Raw genomic sequence first — 16127 nt, 5'->3', positions numbered from 1 at the left:
GGAGAAACGATTATGACATTCCTGATCAGGAGCCTGCTGCTCCTTGTGGCGAGCTGCGCGCTGACCGTGCAAGCCGCCAATACCGGCTGGCTGCGCAACGCGCAAAATAGCCATGCTGAAGTGCGCCTGCGCGCCGCGCCGCAGGGCGATCACCTGCAACTGCTGCTGGATATTCGCCTGCAGCCGGGCTGGAAAACCTACTGGCGCTCGCCGGGCGAAGGCGGCGTCGCGCCGGAAATCCGCTGGCAAACGCCGGATGTCAACGCCCGCTGGTCGTGGCCAGTGCCAGCGCGCTTTGACGTCAGCGGCCTCACCACGCAGGGCTACAAAGGCAACGTTACGCTGCCCATCGTGCTCGAATCTGCCCCGCAGGGCACGCTGGCCGGCACGCTGACGCTGTCCACCTGTAGCGACGTCTGCATCCTGACGGACTTTCCGTTCCAGCTCGATCTCTCGCAGCCCGCCAGTCCGGATTTTGCGCGTGAATTCGCTCAGGCGATGGGGCAGATCCCGGCTGACAGCGGGCTGACCGATCAGCTTGATGCCAGCTTCGTTGATGGCATGCTGCAAATCCGGGCGCAGCGTCAGCAGGGCTGGCAGCAGCCGGAACTGTTCTTTGATTATCCGCAGGGCAGCATGCTGGCGGCGCCGCAAATCAGCGTGCAGGGTGAGACGCTGACTGCTCGCGTGGCGGTGACCGATGAATGGGGCGAGGCCGCGCCGGATCTGCGCGGTAAAGCGCTGTCGCTGGTTATCGCTGACGCCGGTATCGCTCAGCAAAGCCAGCTGATCCTTGGTCATCAGCCGCTGTTTTCTCCCTCCGCCGGGAACGCCACGCTGTGGTCGGTAGTGCTGCTGGCGCTGCTTGGCGGGCTGATTCTCAACCTGATGCCCTGCGTGCTGCCGGTGCTGGCGATCAAACTGAGCAGTCTGGTGCAGCAGCAGGGACAGACGCAACGCCAGACGCGTCAGCAGTTTCTCGCGTCCAGCGCCGGCATTCTGTTCTCTTTCCTGCTGCTGGCGCTGCTGATGACCGTGCTACGGCTCAGCGGTCAGGCGCTGGGCTGGGGCATTCAGTTTCAGAGCAGCGGCTTTCTGCTGGTGATGGTGCTGGTGATGTTCCTGTTCAGCGCCAGTCTGTTCGATCTGCTGCATTTTCGCCTGCCTTCCGGCCTGACTACCCGGCTGGCGACGCACGGCGGTGCCGGTCTGGCAGGACATTTTGGCCAGGGGGCCTTTGCCACGCTGCTGGCGACGCCGTGCAGCGCACCGTTTCTTGGCACCGCCGTCGCCTATGCGCTGACCGCGCCGCTGCCGCAGCTGTGGCTGCTGTTTGTCGCGCTCGGTGTCGGCATGAGTCTGCCGTGGCTGCTGGTTGCGGCGCTGCCGGGTATGGCGCGCTGCCTGCCGCGTCCGGGGCGCTGGATGCTGCATCTGCGCACGCTGCTGGGGCTGCTGATGCTGCTGGCAACGCTGTGGCTGGTGACGCTGCTGATTCCCCACTGGGGCAGCACCGTCGCCATTCTGCTGGCGGCCATCCTTATGCTGGCGCTGACGGGCTGGCTAATCGCACGCCGCGCGCTGCCGCAGGCAGGTCTGGTGTTCATTACCGTGACGCTGGCGGGCGCGCTGTTACTGCTGACGCGCCTCTCCCCGGAAGAAGAATCGCTGGTGTGGCAACCGCTGACCGAAGCCGCCATCAATCAGGCGCTGGAGCAGGATAAACGCGTATTCGTCGATGTCACCGCTGACTGGTGCATTACCTGCAAAGTGAATAAATCGCGGGTGCTGAATCAGCCTGACGTGCGTGCCGCCCTCGGCGCAGAGGATGTGGTGCTGCTGCGCGGTGACTGGACACAACCGGATCCGGCCATCGGCGAGTTCCTGCGCCGCCGCGATCGCGTAGCGATTCCCTTTAACCAGATTTACGGCCCGGCACTGCCGCACGGCCAGATTTTATCGCCGTTATTAAGTCGTGATGCGGTGATTTCAACACTCTCTGAGGCAAAAAAATGATGAAAAAATCCCTGTTACTTTCGCTGATGTTACTGGCGGCACCCGCCCTGGCCGCCGCGCCATTTACCCCTGAGCAGGAGGCGCGCATCAAACAGCTGATTCGCGAAACCCTGGTGCAAAATCCGGCGATTCTGGCAGAAGCCGCCGACGCATTTGATAAAGAAGCCGCGCGCCAGCAGCAAAACGTGGTTGCGCAGATGGTAGAGAAAAACCGCGCGGCGCTGTTTAACGATGCCGGCTCACCGCGCATCGGTGCCAAAAAACCGGCACTGACGCTGGTCTATTTCACCGACTACAACTGCGTCTTTTGCAAAAAGTTTGAGGCGGATATCGAAAAACTGCTGCACAACTATCCGCAGGTGGCCGTGGTGCTGAAGCCGCTGCCGTACCGCGCTGAAAGCTCGCTCAGTTCGGCGCGTCTGGCGCTGACGGTGTGGGAGCAGCAGCCGAATAACTTTCTTAAGCTGCATGAACGGCTGATGGCAAAGAAAGGCAACCATGATGAAGCCAGCATCGCCGCCGCGCTGGACAAAAGTGGCATCAGCTTATCGGCGCCGAGCACCGCCAGCCTCGACACCATTAACCTCAACCTGACGCTGGCGCAGCAGCTGGGTGTGCAGGGTACGCCCGCCACGCTGGTGGGCAATCAGCTGATCAGCGGGGCAGTGCCTTATGCACAGCTGGAAGCCGCGGTGAAAGGTGCGCTGCAGGCTCAGCCATGAGCCGGGTAACGCGCTGGCTGCGTGAAGGCGTGCTGTTGGTGCTGATGGCAGCGGCGCTGCTGCTGGCCATGGACTGGCTGCGTGCACCGCAGCTGCCCGCGGATGTGGCCCGGCAGCCGCTCAGCGCGCTGCAGGGCGAGGTGAACCTGGCGACGCTGAGCCAGCAGCGGCCGGTGCTGGTTTACGTCTGGGCCAGCTGGTGTGGCGTGTGCAAACTCACCACACCGACGGTGGCCGCGCTCAGTCAGCACGGCACGCAGGTGGTCAGCGTGGCTCTGCGATCCGGCAGCGATGCGCGCGTCGCCACCTGGCTGGATAAAAAAGGAGTACGGGGATTCGCCGTCAATGATGAAAGCGGGGCGCTGGGACAGCGCTGGCAAATCAGCGCTACGCCGACGTTCATCGTACTGCATCAGGGCAAGGTGGTCAGCACCAGCAGTGGCTGGACCAGCAGCTGGGGGCTGAAGCTGCGCCTGTGGTGGGCGGCACGAGTTGCCTGATTAATCAATAACGGTTAACCGACCGCGTTAAATAACCGTAGCGTGAATAACCTTGCGCTGCGGTTATTTTTTTTGCTCATTAAAAACTACAATCTAAATATTTCAATTCATTGAAATTAAATAAGTAATAAATAAAATGATAAGTGAATGCTTCTGGTTTATTTGCAATTAGCATCATCATGGCACATATATGTTAAATCACCTTTTTATTTATTCATTTAATAACGGCGCGCTCGCGCCATTTTATTTTGGGGGAGAACAATGCGAATTCATCACCTCAACTGTGGCTGCATGTGCCCGCTCGGTGGCGCGTTATTCGATGGTTTCAGCAAAGGTCCGTTTGCTGAACTGGTGTGCCACTGCTTACTGCTGGAAACTGACCGTCACGGTTTAATCCTCGTGGATACCGGTCTGGGCACGCAGGACATGCGCCATCCTGACCGCCGCCTGTCGGGCTTTTTCCGCGCGCTGAATAATATTCGCTATAACGAGCAGCTCAGCGCGCTGGCACAGATTCAGCTGCTGGGTTTTCGACCGGAAGATGTGCGCCACATTATTCTGACCCACCTCGATTTTGACCACGCCGGCGGCATCAGTGATTTTCCGGCCGCCCGCATTCATCTGCTGCAGCGTGAACTGGATACCGTAACCCAGGCGGGCGACAGCAGCTGGCTGGCGCGTCAGCGGTTTCGCCCGCAGCAGTGGACTGCGCACGATGGCTGGCGCGGTTACGCCAGCGGCGGCGAGCGCTGGTATGGCTTTGATGCGGTGAAGGCGGTCGACGATCTCAGCGATGAGATTCTGCTGGTGCCGCTGCCGGGACATACGCTGGGCCATGCGGGCGTGGCGATTCGTCATCAGGGCGGCTGGCTGCTGCATGGCGGCGACGCCTGGTTTTATCGCGGTGAAATGTACCACAGCCAGCGCCACTGTACGCCGGGCCTGCGCGCCTATCAGCGCCTGATGTGCAGTGACCGCGCCGCCTGGCACAGCAATCAGCAGCGGCTGCGTGAGCTGTCACTGCAGCACGCGCAAGAGGTGCAACTGTTCTGCAGCCACGACGCGCAGGAACTGAACCAGTTCCGTCGGCACGGTTAACTTTTTGTGCGGGCTATGCGCATGACTCTTTATCTTTACTAATATTTCTCAGGCGTGCGAAGCGATGCCTGGCCGGATCGCTCTCGCCTGGAAAAACTGTGATAGGGAGAGTGCGATGTACCATACCTCGGGACGCTCGGTTGTTGGCGTGACGCTGTTTACCCTGCTTGAGCCGTTGCCGCTGGGCTTTTTCTTTGCTGCCTGGCTGTTTGATATTATCTATCTGCAAACCTTCATCGTCATGTGGACCAAAGCCGCCAGCTGGCTGATAGCCATCGGGCTGGTGCTGGCGATTGTGCCGCGACTAATCAGCCTGATTCATTTATTCCGTGGCGCACCTGCCGCAGAGAAAACCCATTTCTGGCTGTCGCTGCTGGCAATCGTGCTGGCCATCGTCAACGCATTCATTCACAGCCGCGATGCCTATGCGGTGGTGCCGATGGGCGTGACGCTCTCCACCCTGGTGGTGGTGGTGTTGCTGATAGCGAATCTGCAGCTGGCGCTGCGCGAGCGTCGTTTACAGGGAGGTCGCCCATGAAATTTCGTGTAATGAGTGCGCTGGGAATTGCGGTACTGCTGAGCGCCTGCGACAGCGGATCGGACCTCGATCCGCAACGGCAAATCGGCCCTGATCCGCAGCTGCCGCAGGCCAAAAACTTCTTTATGCCGCCGATGCAGGTGCCGGAAGGCACCGCGTGGAAAAAGGGCGAGACACCAAAAGTGGCCGACGGCCTGAAGATCGAGAAAATCCCGGCCAGCCTGATGCACCCGCGTCAGCTGTATGTGCTGCCGAATGGCGACGTGCTGGTGGCAGAAGCCAACGGGGTGAAAAACCCGGTCACGGCACCGAAAGAATTGATCATGAGCCTGGTGCAGAAATCTTCCGGCAAAGGTGGCCCGGGCGGCAACCGCATCACGCTGCTGCGCAACGTAAACGGCAAGTGGGAACAGCACCGGTTTATCGAAAACCTCAATGCGCCGTTTGGCATGCAGCTGATTGGCAATACGCTGTATGTGGCTAACGCCGACAGCCTGGTGAAATTCCCTTACCAGACCGGCGAAACCGAAATCCGTACGCCGCCGGAAGAGGTGACGTCACTGCCGGGCGGTGAGCTGAATCACCACTGGACCAAAGCGCTGCTCGCCAGTCCGGACGGCAGCAAACTGTACGTCGGTGTCGGCTCCAACAGTAACATCACCGAGAACGGTATCGGCGCAGAGTATGGCCGCGCGGCGGTGTGGGAAGTGGACGCCGCAACCGGTGCCAGCCGCATTTATGCCAGCGGCATCCGCAATCCTACCGGTCTGCAGTGGGAGCCGCAAAGCGGCAAGCTGTGGGCCATCGCCAACGAGCGTGACGAAATCGGGTCGGATCTGGTGCCGGATTACCTGACCTCCGTGCAGGACAAAGGTTTCTACGGCTGGCCGTACAGCTACTTTGGTCAGCACGTCGACGAGCGCGCGCAGCCGCAGCGGCCGGATCTGGTCGCGAAAGCCATCAAGCCGGACTATGCGCTGAGCTCACACGTGGCACCGCTCGGCCTGCTGTTCTATGGCGCGGATAATATGCCGCAGTACCGCGGCGGCGCCTTCATCAGTGAACACGGCAGCTGGAACCGCACGCCGCTCAACGGCTATAAAGTGATTTGGGTGAAATTTGAAAACGGCAAACCGGTCGGGCAACCGCAGACGGTGGTGTCAGGATTCCTCACCGACGATCAGAAGCAGGTACGCGGTTTGCCGGTAGGACTGGCGACGGATAATCAGGGCGGGGTGTTGATTGCCGACGATGCCGGCAACGCGATTTGGCGTATCAGCGCCGCCCAGTAGCGGTAATCGCAGGCAATAAAAAAGGATTTGGCTTATGTCGCCAAATCCTTTTTTTATGTTCGTCACCCGGCTGGTAACCGCGCTCGGAACGGGGTGCTCAGCACTCCTCACAAAAGGAATGATAAAATGTGCAGCGAAAGATTTCAAGTTTCGCTAAAATACTGTATGGTTATACAGGTGTTGAGCGCGGCGGATGCTTATTGTTTTCTGATGACTCCAGGGGCGCGGATAGTCAAACCCCGGCAGGTTTCAGGTGGTGCTGGCCTGTGGCTTTCACAATGAGTGCCGCTCAGCGCTCCTCACAGATGTGCTTAGGCGGTCGGCGGGTAGAGTCAGGGCCCCGAAAGCTGAACAGCGCGCTCCTGTCAGAGGAGAAGGAAAGTGATGGAACTTGTTCGATTACTCCTGGACCTGGTCCGGGTGATCCTGCAAATCATCGTTGCCCTTTTGCAACTGACCGGTCAGGCGCACTGACCGGAACTTGAAACAAGGCGGAGCTCACCCCTCCGCCTTTTTTCGTACGCCCGCGTCACGCGCCGGGCCGGCTTTGCTGTTGCATCGCCTGTCTGAGCGCCGCAACAAACACGCTAACGCGCGCCGGCAGGTGGCGCGTGGTGGGAAACAGCGCCCACACGCCCAGCATCTGCGGCTGCGCGTCCTCCAGCTCCAGCGCCACCAGTTCGCCGGATGCCAGCTCTTCCCGCACATCCCACTCGGAAAGCTGTGCGATGCCGCTGCCGGCCACGCACAGCGCACGCACCCCTTCGACATTGCTGCCGCTGAAGCGCCCGTCAACGCTCAGGCTGGAGAGATGGCCGTCCACCATAAAACTCCACTGCACCACATTCGACAGGCGCAGACAGTGGTGTTGATGCAGATCCGCCAGATGACGCGGCGTGCCGAAGCGTTGCAGATAGCCCGGAGCCGCACACAGCCGGCGCGGGTTATCGGCCAGACGGTGTGCCACCAGGCGGGAATCGCGCAGCGGGGCGATGCGAATCGCGACATCAAAGCCCAGTCCGACAATGTCCGTGACATCGTCGCTGAGCTGAAACTCAACGCGCAGCCCGGGGTTTTGCTCCATCAGAGACGGCAGCAGCGGAATAATGGTGCGGCGGCCAAACCCCGTAGGCGCGGTGATGCGCAGCTGGCCGGTGGCCCCCTGTTTATCGGGCGCGAACAGGTTGCGTGCGCTCTGTTCGGTCTCGGCCAGCGTTCTGGCATAGGGAAGAAACTCTTCGCCTTCATCGGTAAGGGCAATGGCGCGCGTGGTGCGATGCAGCAGCCGTACGCCGAGATCCTCCTCCAGTGAGGCCAGCCGGCGCGACACGGTCATAGTGGTGGTGCCGAGCCGCCGCGCCGCCTGCGTCAGGCTGCGGGTTTGCGACACCATCAGAAAAACATCAATATCCCGGGAGTTCATTGTAACGGTTTCCGTTAAGCAGACGTATCATAATCGGTCATTTTTGCCACAATAGCGACTCACTATAATGGCTCCTGATGATAATTTACCTCAGAGCGCCAAATGTCCGACAAACACCTGTTTCAGAGCAGTACGCTTAACCACCTCGATTTAACCAATCGCCTGATGGTGGCACCGATGACGCGCATCTCCGCCAGCGTGGACGGTGTCCCGGGCGAGCGTATGCAGCAGTACTACACGCGTTTTGCCCGCGGTGGCTTTGGCGCGATAATCACCGAAGGTCTCTACATCGATGAAGCCTGGTCACAGACTTACGCTTTTCAGGCCGGGCTGGTCAATCGCCAGCAGATCGCCGGCTGGCGGGCCATCACCAACAGCGTGCACCAGCACGGCAGCAAAATCATTGCACAGCTGATGCACGCCGGTGCGATATCGCAGGGCAATATTTACCGGCGCGATACGCTGGCGCCTTCGGCGATCCCGCCACGTGGCGAACAACTGCGGTTTTACCATGGCCACGGCGCTTATCCGTTGCCGCGCGCCATGAGTGATGAACAGATTGAGCAGGTGATTGACGCCTTTGCTGACAGCGCGGCGCGCGCCATTGAGGCAGCCGGTTTTGACGGCATTGAAATTCACGCGGCCAACGGTTATCTGCTCGATCAGTTCTTTACCGATTACACCAACCAGCGCAGCGACCGCTGGGGCGGCGATATTATCGCAAGACTGACGCTGACGCGGGAGGTGATCGCCGCGGTGCGGCAGCGCATCGGTGCCAACGTCACGCTGGGCGTGCGGATTTCTCAGGGGAAAGTGAATGATTTTACGCATAAATGGCAGGAGGGCGCTGCCGGAGCGCGCCAGGTGTTTGCGCTGCTGGCTGACTCAGGTATCGATTATCTGCACCTGACCGAGCATGATGCGCTGCAGCCGGCGTTCGCGGACGCGACGGAGTCGCTGCTACAGCTGGCGCGCCAGGCTGCGCCACAGTTGCCGGTGGTGATCAACGGATCGCTGTCAGATGCCGAACGCGCCGGCATGGCGTTGTATCAGGGCGCAGATTATGTGGCGCTGGGCAAAAGCGCGCTGGCCAATCCGGACTGGCCACAGCGCGTTCGCCACGGCCAGCCGCTGCGCGCCTTCGATCAAAACCTGCTGGCACCGTCCGCGGATGTTAAAAACAGCGAGCTGGCATAACCGTCGTTTTCGGTCACCATCCATGGCGACCCTGCCACAACGGTGAAAGACGCATGCCCGTGCACCAGCAACAATGGTATGGGGTTTTGTCGGGTGCGTATTGCTGCGCATCAGCAACAATGGTGTGTGATTTTGTCGGGTGCGCATTGATGCGCACCTGGATAAACCCAACACTACCCAGCCCGCTTAACGTTTAAACGCCCAGCTCAGCTTACCGTTATCGGCGCTTAACTTGTGCAGCGCCTTCTGGTTCACCGCGTCTCTGGCACCGAGCGCCTGCGCCGTCAGCGGACCGCTATCACTCTGCGCAATCACCGTATCCTTCGGCACGCTCACCATCTTCTCCGCCACCTTTTTCACCGCTGCAGCGTAGCCGTCGCGATCGCGCAGGTTGAACACTTTCAGCGGCAGTTCCCGGCTCAGCCACTGTCCCCAGAAGAACTCAAGGAACGGCGGCGGGTTGTCTGGCTTATCGAAGCCGATATCGCGCACAAAATAGATCAGCGAACGATACTCATCATCCTGCATATGCTGGCGACCCAGCTCCTGCGGCAGTGCTTCGGGGGCGATCTTACCGTTTGGCGTCTCCAGCCACACCAGATGTGCCGCCGCCATTTTCTGCCAGAAAGCAGCCTGGCTTTTCAGCGGGCGGAAATCATCGGTAATGCGCACCTGCACCGGCGTTGACAGGCCGGCCATGTCAGCAAAGTTGCTGAACGTGTGGTGGCCATCAGTCAGGTACAGTTGATTATCCGGGCCGATCACCGCGGTTTTCATCGGGCCGGGTTCGCTGCCGACCGGCGCCTTACAGCTGAAACTGGCCGGATCGCGCAGGGTGGAGCGCGGCGTGAAACTTTTCACCCCTTTTTGTCCCATGCTTTCGCAATAGTCATCGAACAGCTTTTCCGGATCGGCCTGATAACGATGCTGCTTGTAATCCAGCTGGCGATAACCAATGGCGGCCTGAGTGGGATGCAGCTGCGCCAGTTCGACCTGCACAATTTCTCCGGCTTTGATGTCGGGAGGCAGGGCGGCAAAGGCGGGGACGGTACTGAATAGCAAGGCTAATAACGGCAGGGACGCTTTCATTCCATTTTCTCCTGAAGATCTCCCGGTGGAGCAACACGATAGCATTCCTGTCATCTTCCCGCTCTAGTGTTGTGGCTCGCGGTTGCGTTGAGGCAACCACTTATCCAGACATCTGACCACAACGGAGCACCTGCTTTATGATTTCTGCCACCCAGCATCCCGCTAAACTGCAACACACCGCGATCGATCCCAGCGTCCGTCTGCGCGACACGCAGATTGGCCAGCAGTGTGAAATTCTGGCGCACAGTTATCTGGAATACAGCGAACTGGGTGATTTTTCCTACCTTGGGGAACACTGCTGCGTGGCGGATGCGCAGATTGGCCGCTTCACGGCCATCGCCAATCAGGTGCGTATCGGGGCACCGAATCATCCGATGGATCGCGCCTCACAGCATCGCTTCACCTACTGCCCGGAGTATTACGACAGCCGCGCGCAGCGCGATGCCGGTTTCTTCGCCGGACGCCGCGCCGATCGGGTGATCATTGGTCACGATGTGTGGATCGGTCACGGCGTGATTGTCCTGCCTGGCGTGACGGTCGGTGACGGCGCCGTGCTGGCGGCCGGGGCGGTGGTGAGTAAAGATGTGCCGCCTTACACCATTGTCGGAGGTGTGCCGGCGAAACCGATTCGCGCCCGTTTCAGCGCCGACATCGCAGCGCAGCTGCAGGCGATTGCCTGGTGGAACTGGCCGCTGGAGAAGCTGATGGCGCACCTGGCGGATTTTCAGTCGCCGGATATCGCCGCCTTCTGCCAGCGGCACGGACGATAACCCTTACACGGCCTGCTGCGCGGCGGCTGGCGGCGCATCGGCTTGCAGGCGTTTCTCCGGCTGCAGCAGCGTCATGGCCAGCATGCTGCCAAAGGCGATACAGGCGGTGACGGTAAACATGGCGTTATAACCGTAGTACTGCGCCAGCCAGCCGCACAGCATCGGTGAAATGATCGACGCGAGGTTGGCGATGGCCAGCGTCATGCCGCTGAAGGTGCCGACCGATGCCTTCGGCGTCACGTCAATCACGACCGACCAGTAGACGTTATTTACCAGCGCATTGAGCGCGTTGCCGAGCGTCATCAGCGCGATAATGCCGGCAGCAGATCCGACCCAGGGAATGGCCATAAAGCAGCAGGCGGTGGCGCACAGCGTCACGGCGGCAAACAGGTTGCGTGCCAGCCGCAGATTGTTAAAGCGTGCCAGCAGGCGATCGGCGATGCGTCCGCCCAGCAGCACCGTCAGGCAGGCACCGCTCCACGGGATCATCGCCACATACCACAGCGAGTGCAGGTCATAGTGGAAATTATCCTGCAGATATTTCGGCAGCCAGGTCACCAGGGTAAAGGTGATGTAGAGGAAACTGAAATAGCCCAGCGCGTTACACACCAGCGTGCGGCTGGTGAAGAAGCGCCACCACGGCAGCGCGCCTTCGTCCTGCGGCTGCTGGCGTTGCCCGGCGATGATCAGCTGACGCTCGACGGCATTGGCGCGCGGATGCTGCTGTGGCGTATCAGTAAAGTGGCGGGCAAACAGCAGCATCGCCAGCAGTGAAAACGCGCCGAGCAGCATAAACATCATGCGCCAGTCGTTGGTGAGCAGCAGCAGTCCGACGGCAATCGGTGCGGTCAGCAGCGAGCCCACCTGGGTGCTCAGCAGGCCAATTCCCAGCGCGAAACCGCGTTCGTTATCCGGTGCCCAGTGGGCGATGGTTTTGTTCATCAACGCATAGGCCGGCCCTTCGCTGAAGCCAAACAGCACGCGCAGTGCAGCAAACCCCATGATCGCCGAGCCGCCAAACAGCGCCATGCCCAGCTCTCCGGCCCAGGCGGTGGCGATCTCCAGCAGCGACCACAGAATGCCGGCCATCAGCCAGACCTTTTTAGTGCCCAGCCGGTCGGCCAGGAAGCCGCCGCACAGCGACCCGAACAGATAGCCAAAGCCAAAGTAGCCCAGCACGGCACCGAGTTGCACTTTACTGAAGTGAAATTCCTGCGAGATGGCGTTGGCGGCGAACGACAGCGCACCGCGGTCGATGTAGTTAATCAGTGCGATGAGAAACAGCAGCGAGAAAATGGTGTAGCGGGTTGAGGACGCTTTCATCATACGACTCCTGAAAATGAACACAGGAATCATTAAGCAAAGGTAATGCCAGATTGCTAAGGCTGCTAACTAATTAGTGTCCGCCATGCCATAGTGCCCGCGCCGTCGCAGTCAGAACCATCGCGCTGGCTAATAAATACCCGCTATGTGAGCGTACTGCACCAAACCGATCGCCGGCACGATCGGTTACGGTGCGCTGCATCACACTATCGGCTGCGTGACCACCGCGGCACTGCGCAGTGGCTCCTGACCTAAACCGACGTGCAGCAGAATCTGGCTGCGGTAATGCGCATCCGCTTCCTGCTGTTCGTCACTCTGTAATAAACCGACCTCATTCACATTTTTCCCCGCGACCTGCACCTTAGTGCGTGCCGCGCTGCGCATCCACTCGTACTCAATATCGATATGGCCGGTATCGATGCAGCGAATGCCGTGCTGACTGAGGTCGTAAGCCAGCACGGTTGCCGTCGGGCCAAGAGAGATCAATACCATGTCGAACTCGCGCGCGTGCGCCAGCACATTACTGTATAGCTCGTTATAAACCGAAAAGGCGTTACGGTTGAGGGTGGTAATGCGCCGGATCTGCCGCGCGCCATCCAGCAGATCGTTACCGAGACCGAGGCGTGTGCCGCTACCCTCAACAATCAGAATTTTTTTATCATGAAACAGCTGTTTAAATTTGGCAAAAATACGCGCTGCCGGCTGTTTATCTTTATAATCATGATAAGGTCGCGTTACCGACGTATTACCATAGCGATAGCCTTTCTTTAATAAATGCTCATAGTGGCGAAAGAAAAACGCTTTATGAAAAAACCAGAAAAGCGCTGAGCCAAAACGCATATTCCCGGTACCGCGAAAGGCATCAGGCATACACATCAGACAGCGATTATCGCTCTGCGTGCCACGGCGCATGATCTCTTTCAGGCGAATGGAGAGGCGTTCATCAAAAGACTGAAAGCCTATATTCTTAAATAGCGTCATTTCCAGTTCCCCATCCCCATAGCGGCACACTGAGAGCCGGTCATCGCTGAGCAGCAGGTCGATGGTCTGTTCTGCTGACAGGACCTGGTATTGCCGGGCGTGTGCATTGGCCACGGGAAATTTAATGGCAGCGTGTGTGAGTTTAAATGGAAAACGTAATTTGCGATAAAAAGCGTCTGCGCTGATCATAATAACCTTCTTTTTATAAGCGGCTTTGCCGCAGAGCAGTCAGATAATATATATCATCGATTAATTTGTCAGACAGGCTAAGGAAACTCTCAAAATAATAAATACGCTATTTCATTTATCAATGTCACCGCGCCGGAAAGACGCTATTTTTAGGGCAAAGCGCAGCGTTGCCTGCTTTTTTGGCATCAGGTTCTGACATGACCAGGACAAATCGCATTTGTACGCCACTAATCAATTAAATAATTTCACCAGAAATACATGCGCCGACAAATTGCAGGCTGCCCGGCAGCACGCCTGTCGCGCCCTTAGTCATATCGCCCGCTGCGTTATCAAAAAATGCGGATTTTCCTGATGATTGATTAATTTCATCCAACAAAATTGAAACGTGATTTCACTCACACTACGAGCGAAGCGGGGCGCAGCAGGAAGGAGCAGAGCTACATTGATAAGCGGCACTAACGACACGCTGCCAGGCAGATTTTTAACTAACGGTTACGTAAGTTAAGATTTTGTTGAGTTTATGTGTCTTTAGTTTGGGGTGGTTAATAATGATGAGCGTTGAGGGATTCGCATGATAAACAAACTGACCAGTCTCGTGCTGGCGATTCTGGGTGTTGCGCTGCTCTATATGGGCGGCAAGCTGCTGATGATGGGCGGCAGCGCATTTTACGCATTGATGGCGGTGGGATTACTGATCACCGCCATTTTACTGTTCCGCAATCAGCGCAGCGCGTTAAGCCTGTATGCGGTGCTGATGTGGATTACGCTGGCATGGATGATCTGGGAAGTCGGCTTCGACAAGTGGCAGTGGATCCCGCGCGGCGATCTGTTTGGCGTGATCGGCCTGTGGCTGGCGATGCCGTGGGTGGTCAAACCGCTGTATCAGGGACAGCGTCGCTTCCACGGCCTGCTCGGCAGCACGGTGGCCATCATGATTGTACTGGTGATTGGATTGTGCTTTTACGATCCGCTGCCGCAGGCCGGCACCATCACCAATGCGCGTGAACAAAACAGCGAGCAGGGCGCGAGCGCTGACTGGACCGCCTACGGCGGCACCGCCGACGGCCTGCGTTTCTCCGCCCTGAATCAGATCACCAAAGAGAACGTGCGCAATCTCGAAGTGGCCTGGACCTATCACACCGGCGATCTGCGTCAGGATAACGACGCCACCGAATACACCTTCGAAGCCACGCCGCTGAAAGCCGACGGCATGCTCTATTTCTGTACGCCGCACAATGAGGTCCACGCGCTCGATCCGCAGAGTGGTGCGGTGAAGTGGAAATACACGCCAGCGAAAGATCGTTCTTATCTGCAGCAGCATCAGACCTGCCGTGGCGTCAGCTATTACGCGGGCGCACCGCTTGCCGCACAGGACACGGCGGCGACGCCGGCGGTGTGCCGCAAGCGCATCTTTAACGCCACCACCGATGCCCGGCTGATTGCGCTGGATGCCGACAGCGGCAAACCGTGCGCCGATTTTGGCAACAACGGTGTGGTGGATCTGCATGCCAATATGGGTGAGGTTCGTCCACACGCGCTGATGCAGACCGCCGCGCCGCTGGTCGCGGGCAATCTGGTGATTGTCGGCGGCTCGGTTATGGATAACGGCTTCAACAGCGGTAACCCCTCTGGCGTAATTCGCGCCTATGATGTGCAGAGTGGTCGTCTGGTGTGGAACTTTGATCCGGCTAATCCGCAAAATACCGCGCCGATAGCTGCTGGCCAGACCTATCCGCAGGATACGCCGGTGGCCTGGGGTACGCTGAGCGCCGACCTGAAAAACGGCCTGGTGTATGTGCCATTTGGCAACGCCTCGCCGGATGAACTGGGCATCGAGCGTGATGCCAATAGCAACACTGAAAAATTCCGTGATGCGTTAGTGGCGCTCGATCTGCAGACCGGTGCATTCAAATGGCGCTATCAGAGCTCCCATCACGATCTGTGGGACCGCGATAACCCGTCACAGCCGTCGCTGGTCGATATCGATTATCAGGGCCAGAAACAGCCGGTGGTGATCCTGCCGACCAAAACCGGTAACCTGTTTGTGCTCAATCGCCTGACTGGCCAGCCGGTTTATCCGGTTAACGACGTGAAGGTTTCGACGGAAGGCGGCGTGCCGGGCGAGAAATTCGCCGCCACCCAGCCGGTATCCAGCCTGAACTTTATTCCGCAGCCGCTGACTGAGAAGTCAATGTGGGGCATCACGCCGTTTGATCAAATGGCCTGCCGTATGGATTTCCGCAGCCTGCGCTATGACGGCAATCCGTGGACGCCAGCCACAGAAGGCGGCTCGCTGGTGTTCCCGGGCAACATCGGGGTGTTTAACTGGGGATCGGTGGCGGTTGATCCGCAGCGTCAGATGCTGATTGCCGCACCGGTGCGCCTCGCCTACAAATACAACCTGATCAAGCGTACGCCCGCCACGGCGACGGAGCGCCTGTTCACCAAAGATGGCCAGCCTTACTGGAACGAAAACTTCCACGGTGATTACGCCATCCACATCCAGCAGCTGGCCTCCGATCTCGGCATTCCGTGCATTGCACCGCCGTGGGGCCGCATGGTCGGCGTGGATTTGAAAACCGGCAAAACCGAATGGCTGCGTCGCGTTGGCACCACGAAAAACCTGAAAACCAGCTTCCTGCCGGGCCGCTTCCCGATTGGCTTCCCGATGGGCATGGTGGCGCACGGCGGGCCACTGCTGACAGCCGGCGATCTGGTGTTCCACGGTGCGACCGCAGATAACTTCATTCGCGCCTATGACAGCACCACCGGCGAACTGCTGTGGCAGCAGGAGCTTAGCGCCGGCGCACAGGCGACACCATCCACTTACATGGGCAGCGACGGTAAGCAGTACGTGGTGATTGCCGCAGGCGGTCACGGTTCGCTCGGCACCAAAGCCGGCGACAGCGTGGTGGCGTTCCGTCTGAAATAATCCTGTCGATGCAAAAAAGGCGCCCGCGGGCGCCTTTTTATATTTATAAATCAGCTC

At 58.9% G+C, this 16127-nt stretch carries 14 protein-coding genes; 9 read left to right on the top strand and 5 right to left on the bottom strand.

What is annotated here, in order from left to right; all coding sequences use genetic code 11:
- Positions 1 to 12 precede the first annotated feature (12 nt).
- The 6 genes from F3J36_RS04075 (at position 13) to F3J36_RS04050 (ending at position 6166) form a co-directional block, all read left to right on the top strand.
- Positions 13 to 2016 (top strand): protein-disulfide reductase DsbD, encoded by a 2004-nt coding sequence (locus F3J36_RS04075; RefSeq protein WP_166718981.1) that lies wholly within the window; start codon positions 13 to 15, stop codon positions 2014 to 2016.
- Entirely contained in the window at positions 2016 to 2738 is a 723-nt protein-coding gene (locus tag F3J36_RS04070) for a DsbA family protein (RefSeq protein WP_088517198.1), read from the top strand. The genes F3J36_RS04075 and F3J36_RS04070 overlap by 1 nt, the downstream gene beginning before the upstream one ends.
- Positions 2735 to 3238, top strand: a complete 504-nt coding sequence (locus F3J36_RS04065) for a thioredoxin domain-containing protein (protein WP_104186604.1) — start codon at positions 2735 to 2737, stop codon at positions 3236 to 3238. The genes F3J36_RS04070 and F3J36_RS04065 overlap by 4 nt, the downstream gene beginning before the upstream one ends.
- Positions 3239 to 3499: 261 nt before the next feature.
- Positions 3500 to 4336: an MBL fold metallo-hydrolase gene (locus tag F3J36_RS04060; protein ID WP_136547640.1), complete on the top strand. Its 837-nt coding sequence runs from the start codon at positions 3500 to 3502 to the stop codon at positions 4334 to 4336.
- Positions 4337 to 4451: 115 nt separating this feature from the next.
- Entirely contained in the window at positions 4452 to 4874 is a 423-nt protein-coding gene (locus F3J36_RS04055) for a DUF2231 domain-containing protein (RefSeq protein WP_021505986.1), read from the top strand.
- Positions 4871 to 6166, top strand: a complete 1296-nt coding sequence (locus tag F3J36_RS04050; RefSeq protein ID WP_166718980.1) for a sorbosone dehydrogenase family protein — start codon at positions 4871 to 4873, stop codon at positions 6164 to 6166. Before F3J36_RS04055 ends, F3J36_RS04050 begins: the two co-directional genes overlap by 4 nt.
- 529 nt (positions 6167 to 6695) lie before the next feature.
- On the opposite strand, the gene F3J36_RS04045 is transcribed toward F3J36_RS04050, so the two are convergent.
- A complete protein-coding gene (locus F3J36_RS04045; RefSeq protein WP_058758595.1) occupies positions 6696 to 7589 on the bottom strand; it encodes a LysR family transcriptional regulator in 894 nt (297 codons plus the stop codon).
- Positions 7590 to 7691: 102 nt separating this feature from the next.
- On the opposite strand from F3J36_RS04045, the gene F3J36_RS04040 reads away from it, so the two are divergent.
- Entirely contained in the window at positions 7692 to 8786 is a 1095-nt protein-coding gene (locus tag F3J36_RS04040) for an NADH:flavin oxidoreductase (protein WP_166718979.1), read from the top strand.
- 186 nt (positions 8787 to 8972) lie between these two features.
- On the opposite strand, the gene F3J36_RS04035 is transcribed toward F3J36_RS04040, so the two are convergent.
- Positions 8973 to 9875, bottom strand: coding sequence for a ParB/Srx family N-terminal domain-containing protein (locus tag F3J36_RS04035; RefSeq protein ID WP_166718978.1), 903 nt, complete (start codon positions 9873 to 9875; stop codon positions 8973 to 8975).
- A 137-nt stretch (positions 9876 to 10012) separates the two neighbouring features.
- Here F3J36_RS04035 and F3J36_RS04030 point away from each other — a divergent pair, with 137 nt between their 5' ends.
- Positions 10013 to 10645, top strand: a complete 633-nt coding sequence (locus tag F3J36_RS04030) for a DapH/DapD/GlmU-related protein (protein ID WP_127834112.1) — start codon at positions 10013 to 10015, stop codon at positions 10643 to 10645.
- Between the two features lie 3 nt (positions 10646 to 10648).
- On the opposite strand, the gene F3J36_RS04025 is transcribed toward F3J36_RS04030, so the two are convergent.
- The 3 genes from F3J36_RS04025 to F3J36_RS04015 form a co-directional block, all read right to left on the bottom strand.
- Positions 10649 to 11968, bottom strand: coding sequence for an MFS transporter (locus F3J36_RS04025; RefSeq protein WP_058769834.1), 1320 nt, complete (start codon positions 11966 to 11968; stop codon positions 10649 to 10651).
- Positions 11969 to 12169: 201 nt separating this feature from the next.
- Positions 12170 to 13138: a GT-D fold domain-containing glycosyltransferase gene (locus tag F3J36_RS04020; protein ID WP_088518225.1), complete on the bottom strand. Its 969-nt coding sequence runs from the start codon at positions 13136 to 13138 to the stop codon at positions 12170 to 12172.
- Between the two features lie 235 nt (positions 13139 to 13373).
- Entirely contained in the window at positions 13374 to 13514 is a 141-nt protein-coding gene (locus tag F3J36_RS04015) for a hypothetical protein (RefSeq protein ID WP_166718977.1), read from the bottom strand.
- Positions 13515 to 13709: 195 nt separating this feature from the next.
- On the opposite strand from F3J36_RS04015, the gene F3J36_RS04010 reads away from it, so the two are divergent.
- A complete protein-coding gene (locus tag F3J36_RS04010; RefSeq protein ID WP_166718976.1) occupies positions 13710 to 16070 on the top strand; it encodes a membrane-bound PQQ-dependent dehydrogenase, glucose/quinate/shikimate family in 2361 nt (786 codons plus the stop codon).
- The last annotated feature ends 57 nt before the right edge of the window (positions 16071 to 16127 follow it).

It is taken from the genome of Pantoea sp. Cy-640 (assembly GCF_011752635.1).
In the GTDB taxonomy this organism is placed as follows: domain Bacteria; phylum Pseudomonadota; class Gammaproteobacteria; order Enterobacterales; family Enterobacteriaceae; genus Pantoea; species Pantoea dispersa.
This window is presented reverse-complemented; position numbering and strand designations above follow the sequence as displayed.

What these genes read in the sequence shown, in the direction of transcription:
- F3J36_RS04035 (WP_166718978.1), bottom strand. Translation starts at nt 9,875, where the DNA reads ATGAAAGCGTCCCTGCCGTTATTAGCCTTGCTATTCAGTACCGTCCCC.
- F3J36_RS04075 (WP_166718981.1), top strand. Translation starts at nt 13, where the DNA reads ATGACATTCCTGATCAGGAGCCTGCTGCTCCTTGTGGCGAGCTGCGCG.
- F3J36_RS04010 (WP_166718976.1), top strand. Translation starts at nt 13,710, where the DNA reads ATGATAAACAAACTGACCAGTCTCGTGCTGGCGATTCTGGGTGTTGCG.
- F3J36_RS04055 (WP_021505986.1), top strand. Translation starts at nt 4,452, where the DNA reads ATGTACCATACCTCGGGACGCTCGGTTGTTGGCGTGACGCTGTTTACC.
- F3J36_RS04070 (WP_088517198.1), top strand. Translation starts at nt 2,016, where the DNA reads ATGAAAAAATCCCTGTTACTTTCGCTGATGTTACTGGCGGCACCCGCC.
- F3J36_RS04020 (WP_088518225.1), bottom strand. Translation starts at nt 13,138, where the DNA reads ATGATCAGCGCAGACGCTTTTTATCGCAAATTACGTTTTCCATTTAAA.
- F3J36_RS04045 (WP_058758595.1), bottom strand. Translation starts at nt 7,589, where the DNA reads ATGAACTCCCGGGATATTGATGTTTTTCTGATGGTGTCGCAAACCCGC.
- F3J36_RS04065 (WP_104186604.1), top strand. Translation starts at nt 2,735, where the DNA reads ATGAGCCGGGTAACGCGCTGGCTGCGTGAAGGCGTGCTGTTGGTGCTG.
- F3J36_RS04030 (WP_127834112.1), top strand. Translation starts at nt 10,013, where the DNA reads ATGATTTCTGCCACCCAGCATCCCGCTAAACTGCAACACACCGCGATC.
- F3J36_RS04060 (WP_136547640.1), top strand. Translation starts at nt 3,500, where the DNA reads ATGCGAATTCATCACCTCAACTGTGGCTGCATGTGCCCGCTCGGTGGC.
- F3J36_RS04050 (WP_166718980.1), top strand. Translation starts at nt 4,871, where the DNA reads ATGAAATTTCGTGTAATGAGTGCGCTGGGAATTGCGGTACTGCTGAGC.
- F3J36_RS04040 (WP_166718979.1), top strand. Translation starts at nt 7,692, where the DNA reads ATGTCCGACAAACACCTGTTTCAGAGCAGTACGCTTAACCACCTCGAT.
- F3J36_RS04025 (WP_058769834.1), bottom strand. Translation starts at nt 11,968, where the DNA reads ATGAAAGCGTCCTCAACCCGCTACACCATTTTCTCGCTGCTGTTTCTC.